At 62.6% G+C, this 8,114-nt stretch carries 8 protein-coding genes; 5 read left to right on the forward strand and 3 right to left on the reverse strand.

Annotated features, from left to right (window positions below):
- Position 1: 1 nt before the first annotated feature.
- Positions 2-586: a tripartite tricarboxylate transporter TctB family protein gene (locus ACFOMF_RS16385; protein WP_386366827.1), complete on the reverse strand. Its 585-nt coding sequence runs from the start codon at positions 584-586 to the stop codon at positions 2-4.
- A 284-nt stretch (positions 587-870) separates the two neighbouring features.
- Here ACFOMF_RS16385 and ACFOMF_RS16390 point away from each other — a divergent pair, with 284 nt between their 5' ends.
- The gene (locus ACFOMF_RS16390) at positions 871-2,034 is read left to right on the forward strand and encodes a CaiB/BaiF CoA transferase family protein (RefSeq protein ID WP_386366828.1); all 1,164 of its coding nucleotides are present in this window, start codon (positions 871-873) and stop codon (positions 2,032-2,034) included.
- A gap of 214 nt (positions 2,035-2,248) precedes the next feature.
- Here ACFOMF_RS16390 and ACFOMF_RS16395 read toward each other — a convergent pair whose 3' ends face one another.
- A complete protein-coding gene (locus ACFOMF_RS16395) occupies positions 2,249-2,689 on the reverse strand; it encodes a PaaI family thioesterase (protein WP_386366830.1) in 441 nt (146 codons plus the stop codon).
- Positions 2,690-2,733: 44 nt separating this feature from the next.
- The gene (locus ACFOMF_RS16400; RefSeq protein WP_386366832.1) at positions 2,734-4,359 is read right to left on the reverse strand and encodes a class I adenylate-forming enzyme family protein; all 1,626 of its coding nucleotides are present in this window, start codon (positions 4,357-4,359) and stop codon (positions 2,734-2,736) included.
- 302 nt (positions 4,360-4,661) lie between these two features.
- Here ACFOMF_RS16400 and ACFOMF_RS16405 point away from each other — a divergent pair, with 302 nt between their 5' ends.
- The 4 genes from ACFOMF_RS16405 to ACFOMF_RS16420 all read left to right on the forward strand — a co-directional run.
- Positions 4,662-5,648 carry a Bug family tripartite tricarboxylate transporter substrate binding protein gene (locus tag ACFOMF_RS16405; RefSeq protein ID WP_386366834.1) on the forward strand — a complete coding sequence of 329 codons (987 nt, stop codon included), beginning with the start codon at positions 4,662-4,664 and terminating at the stop codon, positions 5,646-5,648.
- A gap of 230 nt (positions 5,649-5,878) precedes the next feature.
- Positions 5,879-6,712 (forward strand): tripartite tricarboxylate transporter substrate binding protein, encoded by an 834-nt coding sequence (locus ACFOMF_RS16410; RefSeq protein WP_386366836.1) that lies wholly within the window; start codon positions 5,879-5,881, stop codon positions 6,710-6,712.
- Between the two features lie 221 nt (positions 6,713-6,933).
- The gene (locus ACFOMF_RS16415) at positions 6,934-7,770 is read left to right on the forward strand and encodes an FAS1-like dehydratase domain-containing protein (protein WP_386366838.1); all 837 of its coding nucleotides are present in this window, start codon (positions 6,934-6,936) and stop codon (positions 7,768-7,770) included.
- 67 nt (positions 7,771-7,837) lie between these two features.
- On the forward strand, positions 7,838-8,114 hold a 277-nt coding region (locus ACFOMF_RS16420; protein WP_386366841.1), incomplete at its 3' end, for an acyl-CoA dehydrogenase family protein.

Below are 8,114 nucleotides of genomic sequence, written 5' to 3' on the forward strand. Positions count from 1 at the left end.
GTCACCATCCCCGCACGGCTTCGAGGGGAAGGTTGAACCCGACGATGAAGACCAGCCAGCTGAAAGCGGACATCGCCGTGCCGATCCAGACGATCAGCATCGGGTTGAAGCCTGGCCGCCCGATGATGCTCAGCGCAGCCAGCATGAATACGGCGGGCACCAGCCCGAGGCTCTCGACACTGAGGGCGAAACAGAGGATGCCGGCGATCACGCAGACCGCTGGGCGAAAGGGAAAGGGTGTCCTGTCACGTTGCGTGGTGCGCCAGACTTCACAGGCCACCAGCGAGCCGACGCCGGCAAGCATCAGCCCAAGCATCAGCGGAAAGAAGCCGGTACCCATTCGGGTGACGGTTCCAATCCCATAGGACCAGCTCGTGGCCGCCACTGCCAGGCCCAACAGGATCAGCCCGACGCAGGTGCAGAGTTCGGGCCAGTGAATGGAGCGCGCGGGGCTGCCTTCGGGCTGATCGTCGTCAGACGACGGCCTCGATAGCGGCACCGCAATGACTTCGGCCTGCTGGTGCGACTGACGCGAGGGCACGCCCCGCTGGAAGAAGTCGGCACTCCGGTTGGTCGTCGATCCCATCGCTTATCCCTCTTTTGTTGTTGTTTTTCGGCCCATGCGGTTGGGGTCGCCGCGTGGGTACCGGCTCTACATCGCCTTATCCAAAGGCTGAGCCTGACCAAGCTGTTCAGCAATGGCAAGAACGGTTCCAAGCATTGGCAGAAAATGTCATCCCGGATGAACCGCGCCCCTGCCCCCAATGTGATCTTTTCTGCCATCTGCAAGCGCGCAACGCGGCCATTGGCCCGCCGCTGCACCGCTTACACACTGAAGGCCTGCCGCAACAGCCAAACAGGACCAACAAGATGATTCAGAGCCCGCCGCTCGACGGCATCACAGTGCTAGACCTGACACGCTTGCTGCCGGGACCGGTCTGCAGCCAGCACCTGGCCGATCTGGGTGCCAACGTCATCAAGATCGAAGACACCGGGCTTGGTGACTATGCCAATAACGCCATGCGCGCCCTGGTCAACCGGAACAAGCGCGGGCTGCGCCTGGACCTGAAGAACGAGGAGGCGCGCCAGGTGTTCTACCGCCTGGCGGCGGAGGCCGACGTGGTCATCGAAAGTTTCCGACCCGGCACCACGGATCGCCTGGGTATCGGCTACCAGACGCTGCGGGAGCTCAACCCGCGGCTGGTTTACTGCAGTATCAGCGGCTTCGGCCAGCAGGGACCCAACCGGCACCTGCCCGGCCACGACGTGAACTACTGCGCCGAGGTGGGAGTTGCCGATCAGATCGGTGGCGAGGGAGACACCCCTGGGTTCTCCAACCTGCAACTGGCCGATCTGATGGGCGGTGCCCTGACCTCGGCAATGGGCATACTCGCCGCGCTCTTCGATGCCCGCCGCAGTGGCCAGGGCCGCTGCTTGGACATCGCGATGACCGATGGCGTGTTCGCTCACGCGATCATGCCTTTGGCCAGCTACAACCAGCACGGGCGAACCTTTGCGCCCGGGCAGGACACGCTGACGGGCGGGTTGCCCTGTTATGCGGTCTACCGCACCGCCGACGACCGTTTCGTCGCGGTGGGTGCGCTGGAAGCGAAGTTCTGGGCACTGATGTGCCAGACGCTGGGCCGCACGGATCTCATCGAACTGCACCGCAGCAAGGACCCGGCGGTCAACGCCCGGGTCAGGGCGGAACTGACCGAACTCTTCCGCAGCGAACCGCAGGCCCATTGGGACGCCCTGTTCGAAGGCGTCGAGTGTTGCGTCACACCGGTGCGCAAGCTGGAGGAGGCGCTCACGAGCAAGCTGCTGGAAGCCCGCGGCATGGTGGTTCGCACGCATCATCCGCACTATGGCGAGATGGTGCAGGCAGCCTGCCCGGTGAAGATGAGTGGTTTCGAATTTAGCGTGAACCGTCATGCGCCCTTGCCTGGCGAGCACACTGACGAAGTGCTGATCGAAGCAGGCTACAGCCAGAGCGAGGTCAGCAGCCTTCGCCGCAGCGGCGCGATTGCCTGAGTCGCCAGGCCAGCTTGATCGGCCTTTTCAGCAAGGCCCTGCTCAACGCAGGGTCTGCTAAACCTGCGCAAGCAATGGACAGCTGAACGGGACCCAACACGAGGGTTGTCGGGGCCGATCGCTCAATAAAAAAGTGGGGGATGAACCGGAGTATCCGGTTTCAGGTGTGGCGCGCGGCCGGCTCAGGTGCCCGAGTGGGCACCTGAGCACTCAGTCACGCGGCAGGCTGGCTGGCGCTGACGAACACGCCGCGCCCGATGGCCACCAGTTTGTCGCCATCCATCAGGTGGCAGCTGGCATTACTGACGCGTCGGCCACGTCGGTGGATCTCCACCGGTGCCTCGATCCACGCGCCCGCGTGGGCCGGGCTGAGGTAGTCGATGCTCAGTGTGATGGTCGGCTGCGGCAGCGACGTGTCACTGGCCAGCTTGAAGGCGAGCCCGATCGACATGTCCACGATGCTGGCGAGAAAACCACCGTGCGCGAAACCCAGCGGGTTGAGGTGTTCGGGCAGGATCCGAACCCCGATGAGCTTGCGCTCCGGGTGAATGTAGAACCCGCCGCAGTGGCGGACAAAACCTGCCGGGTTGGGAAAGGGCACGAACCCTTCAGGGACACAATCGGCCGGCAGCGCGGCCTTCTCGATAACGGTCATCGCTCGACTCTCTCGTCAAACACGGGGAAACGACCCGCCATTGGCTAGGCCACGTAGGATTGGTGGGTCTTCTGGCCCCTGGCCGCGGCCCAGTACGGTGCCCGCAGCTCTTTCTTCAGCAGCTTGCCGGCAGGGTTGCGCGGCAGCTCGGCACGCAGCTCGATGGCTGCCAACCGTTGCGCCTTGCCAAGCCGCTCGTTGGCCCAGGCCAACAGCGATTCGACATCGAGCATCGAGCCCGCCGCACGGACCACCAGGCCGAGCGGGGTTTCTCCCCAGCGCTCGCTGGGGATAGCGATGACCGCTGCGTCTTCGACGTCCGGGTGAGCGAGCAACGTTCGCTCCAGATCCTCGGCGAAGATGTTGAAGCCGCCGGAAATGATCATGTCTTTCTTGCGATCGAGCACATACAGGAAGCCATCCTCATCGAACCGGCCCATGTCGCCCGAGCGGTAGTAGGCCTCGCCGTTCTCGTCGTGCCAGAGAATTTCGACCGAGGCTTCCAGGCGTTTGTAGTAGCCACGCATCATCCCCGTGGCCCGTCCGACGATCTCGCCGATCTCGCCCTGGGGAACCGGCCGGCCCTGCTCATCGATGAGCAGGATGGTGCAGCCCTCGCTCGGCTGGCCGACCGAATCCCATTTGGCGGGATTGGCCGCGCAATTGAGCATGGCGCTCACCCCACCCTCGGTCATCCCGTAGATCTCCACGAGATTGCCCGGCCAGCGGGCCATGACCTCGCTGATCACCGACGCGCGCAGCGGCGAGCCGGAGGAAAACTTAAGCTTGAAGCTCGACAGATCGTAGCGCGCGAAGTCCGCACTGCTCACCAGCCGCTGGTACTGCACCGGCACGAGAATGGTATGAGTCGCCCGATATTGCTGCGCCAGCTCCAGGTATTTGCCGGCTTCGAATTTTTCCATGACCACCAGCAGGCCACCAAACGCCACGGTCGGGAGCGCGGCCACCATGGTGGTATTTGAGTAAAGCGGGGTGGCAATCATCGTGACCGTATCGCTGCCAAAACCGAGCCGGAGGAAGCGGTCGAGGTTGCGATAACGCATGCGATGGTCGTGCACGATGCCCTTGGGCACGCCCGTGGTACCGGAGCTGTAGATGATATTGAAGGCATCGTCCGGCCCGATGGCGATCGCGGGTGACCCGTCGCTCACCGAACCCAGCCACTGCTCGAGCCCCAGCCAGCCCTCGCTCGGCGCGCCGAGCGAAACCTGGTTGGGTCCTTCGACGAGACCAAGCGGGCCCGGTAGATCGCTCAGCAACGCCTGGCATTCCGGGTCGGCGAAGAGAAACCGGGTGTCGCAATCTTCGATCATCAGGCGGATGGTTTCGGGGCTGGCCATGCCCGAGAGCGGCACGAAGCAGCCCCCGGCCGCTAGCGTACCGACCATCAACGCCACGTAGACATTGGAGTTCTTCGCCAGAACCGCGACGGTGTCGCCCTTGGCCAACCCGTTCTCGATGAGCCGATTGGCGATGCGGTTGGCCAGGCTCATCAGCTCGCGCCGGGTCCAGGCCTCTTGATCGTCCACTACCGCGAGGCGATCAAGGTCGCCCTCGCACGCAACGGTGAACCGCCGATAGAAGTCGACGAAGGCTTGTTCAGCCTGCGCCGCCGCGTAGATCGGCATGGCACTGATGATGTCCGTCATGTTTGGCATCCTGAATTATTGGTGTTGTCGATACCTGCCGCGCACTGGCGACGGCGGCCATGGCAGAAGCCTAACCAATTCCGAGACAAGGTGAATGGCGCAACCACGCCAGAGCGACTGGCGAAAACTGACAGCCATTGGCCTGTCATCTTAGGCAAGCGGTTTTGGTCGTTGTCGCCATTGCCGCCCCTTCGGCACTGCGAAAAGCTGTTTGGGACGGTCGAGCCACGGCCGTCTCGGCGGCGCCCTGCGCTGTCGCAGCTCGCCACCGGCCCCTTACAAGAACAACATGAGGTGATGACATGGCACGCGTTTCAAGCACAAGGCGCTGGCTGTCGCTCAGCCTGGTCAGCCTGCTACTGAGTCTCGGCAGTACGGCGGCACTGGCCGAGGATTACCCGAAAAAGTCGGTGACAATCGTCGTCGCCTACCCTGCAGGCGGCGCAACCGACACCCTGGGCCGCATCTTCGCCGATCATTTCTCTCAGGCCTGGGGCCAGCCGGTGGTCGTCGAGAATCGCCCCGGTGCCGGAGGCATCACCGGTACCAATCTGGCCGCGAAGGCAAAGCCGGACGGCCATACCCTTCTCATGGGCATTACCGCCATGGCCCAAGGCCCGGCGCTGTTCCCTTCGCTTCCCTACGATGTGAAGACCGACTTCCGGCCGGTGGCCGAGATCGCCCGCTCACAGAACCTGATGGTGGTACCGACCTCTCTGGGCGTCGAGACCCTCGATGACTTCCTCGCTCTCGTTCGCAAGGAACCCGATACGCACACCTTCGGTTCCTACGGCAATGGCACCTCTGCTCATATCCATGGCGAGATGCTCAATGATCAGGCGAAGCTCGACCTTCGCCACGTTCCCTACAGAGGCGCGGCACCGCTGGTGACCGATACGCTCGCCGGGCGGCTCAGCGCCTCCTTCCTCGATGCCGGCAGCACCCATGCACATCTCGACTCGGGCCGCTTCAAGGTCCTGGCCGTGACCGGCGCGACCCGCTCGCCCTTGCTGTCAGAGGTTCCGACCTTCACCGAACTCGGGTACAAGAACATGGAATTGTGGGGCTGGTTCGGGTTGTTCGCACCGCAAGGCACCCCCGACGACGTCTTGCAGGCCGTTTCGGCACAAGCCCGAAGGGTGCTGGAGAAACCCGAGGTCATCAAGACCATCACCGGACTCGGGCTGCAGGTCGGCGAAGAAAGCGGCGAGACGTTTTCGGCGACCTTGCTCCGGGACATTGACGTGTGGACCAAGGTGATCAACGACGCCGGCATCACCCTGAACTGACCGTCAACTGAAGGGCGCACGACTTGTCGGCACTTCCGCATTGCACGAAACCGAACCCATCGATCAAAAGGGACCATCCGATGATTAGACATTTTCTCCAGCAGTTCAGTGCAGGCCTGTGCTTGGCCGTCGCCGCCCTGGCTACGACCCCTGCGCTATACGCGGACGAATACCCCACCAAGCCGATACGCATCGTCCTGCCGTTCCCCCCAGGCGGAGGAACAGACGCCGTGGCACGTCTGCTCGCCGAAAAAATGACCAAGGATCTTGGCGAACCTGTGATCATCGAGCACCGCCCGGGCGCCGGAACCATCGTAGGTTCCAACCTAGTGGCTAACTCTAAACCCGACGGTTATAACCTGTTGCTGACCGCTAACCCGCTCGTTCAGGCGACCCATACCCAAAGCACGCCACCCTTCGATCCGGTAGAAGATTTCACCCCTATCGCCCGCCTAGTTGGCCTCTCGCTGGTGCTGGCCGTCCGGTCGGATTCCGGCATCAAAACGGTCGACGACCTGGTCGGGCGTCTTCGTGCTGAACCGGCCAAACACACCTATGGCAGTTACGGCATGGCCTCCTCGGCTCACCTCTACGGTCTGCTGTTTGCGGAAGCGAATAAAGTGGACTTCCGCCATATTGCCTACAGGGGCGAAGCGCCATCGGTCACCGATCTGCTGGGCGGCCAGTTGACCGCCGTGTTTATGTCCGGAGTCGGTGCGCTGCCGCAGATCAAGGGCGGCAAGCTCACCCCGCTTGCCGTGACCAGTACCCAGCGCATGCCCGCACTGCCGGAGGTACCCACTTTCCGCGAACTTGGGTACGAGCGGATGGCCAACGACGGCTGGTTCACCTTGTTCGGCCCAGCCAACATGGACCCGGCGATCGTCGACAAGATTGGCAAGTCCGCAATGGCCGCGGTACAGCAACCGGATGTGGTCGAGCGGTTGGCCGATATCGCCATGGTGCCGTTCGTCCTGGATGGTCCTTCCTTCGCGCCGATGCTGGCCAAGGAAAATGCACTCTGGAAGGAAATCATTGCCAAGGAGGGGCTCGGCGCGAAGTGAAGCACGGGTAGGCGGTGCCTATTAGTTCGACATCACCTTCGCAGGGCTCGCCAGGAGCCCCCGAGACAACCTTGATTATTATCTCCGCGAGTTCGCAATCAGACGCTGACGGCATCGGCCTAGTCTGAAGCAGAGGGGTGCAGAAGTCAGAACAACATGCAGGAAGCTTATGAAATGCAAACTATTAAACCCAGCGGGCATGCCGTTGTAAGTGAGCAACAATGACGACGTCAAAAAACATTCCTCCCTCCGCCTGGCTCGGACGCTCCGGAACCACTCGCGACGTGCTAAGCCCGTCCCTTCTCAAACGAATCGCCGCGACCCTAGCTGATCCCGAGCCGAGTCCCGGTGGCGCACTGCCGCCGCTCTGGCAGTGGTGTTTCTTTCAAGACGTGCTGCCGGAAAACGGCCTAGGCGAGGATGGCCATCCGGCCCGTGGCGGCTTTCTCCCACCTGCGGACAACCGCAATCGCATGTGGGCAGGCGGCCGTGTGGAGTTTTTCGAGCCGCTGAACGCAGGCCTCGAAGCCCAGCGCGTTTCTACCATCACCGGAATCGAGGAGAAGACTGGCCGATCCGGTGCCCTGTTGTTCGTCACCGTACAGCACGACTACAGCCAGGACGGTCGCTTGGCGATCCGCGAGGAGCAGGACATCGTCTATCGTGAGCCGAGCCCGCCCACGATCGGCGGTGGCGAGCTCCCGGCAAGAGGGGATTGGAGTGAAATGGTCACCCCCACCTCGACACTGCTGTTCCGCTATTCAGCAGTGACCTTCAACGGGCATCGCATCCATTACGACTGGCCCTACGTTACCGAGACCGAAGGTTACCCTGGCCTGGTGGTACATGGTCCGCTGATCGCCACGCTCAATCTTCGCGCCTTCTGCCGTGCCAATCCCCAGGCCCGGTTACGACGTTTCAGCTACCGCGGGGTGAGGCCGCTGATTGCGCCACAACCATTCGAGGTCAGCGGACGCATCCTGGGACCGGGCAAGGCGGAGCTCTGGGCCGGCAACGCTGCCGGCATCGCCCAGAAAGCGGAAGTGGAATTCGAATAGCACTGGCAGCGACGCGCACCCGATTGGGAATGCCCAGCCGCACGATTGCCATCCTGAGGGAGTCGAGATGAATCACGAAAACAATGAAAATTTCATAGCCATTCGCGAGGGCGTGCGTGCCCTGTGCACCGAATTTGACGGCGCCTATTGGCGCGAGATTGATGAGAAGAAAGGCTTCCCCGAGGCTTTTGTTAGTTCCATGACCCAAGCCGGCTGGCTGTCGGCGATGATCCCGGAAGAATATGGCGGCTCGGGCCTGGGGCTGACCGAGGCCTCGGTGATCCTCGAGGAGGTCAACCGCTGCGGGGGCAACTCCGGCACCGTCCACGGGCAGATGTACAACA

Origin of the sequence: Stutzerimonas tarimensis (assembly GCF_042648805.1) — a bacterium.
Taxonomy (GTDB): Bacteria; Pseudomonadota; Gammaproteobacteria; order Pseudomonadales; family Pseudomonadaceae; genus Azomonas; species Azomonas tarimensis.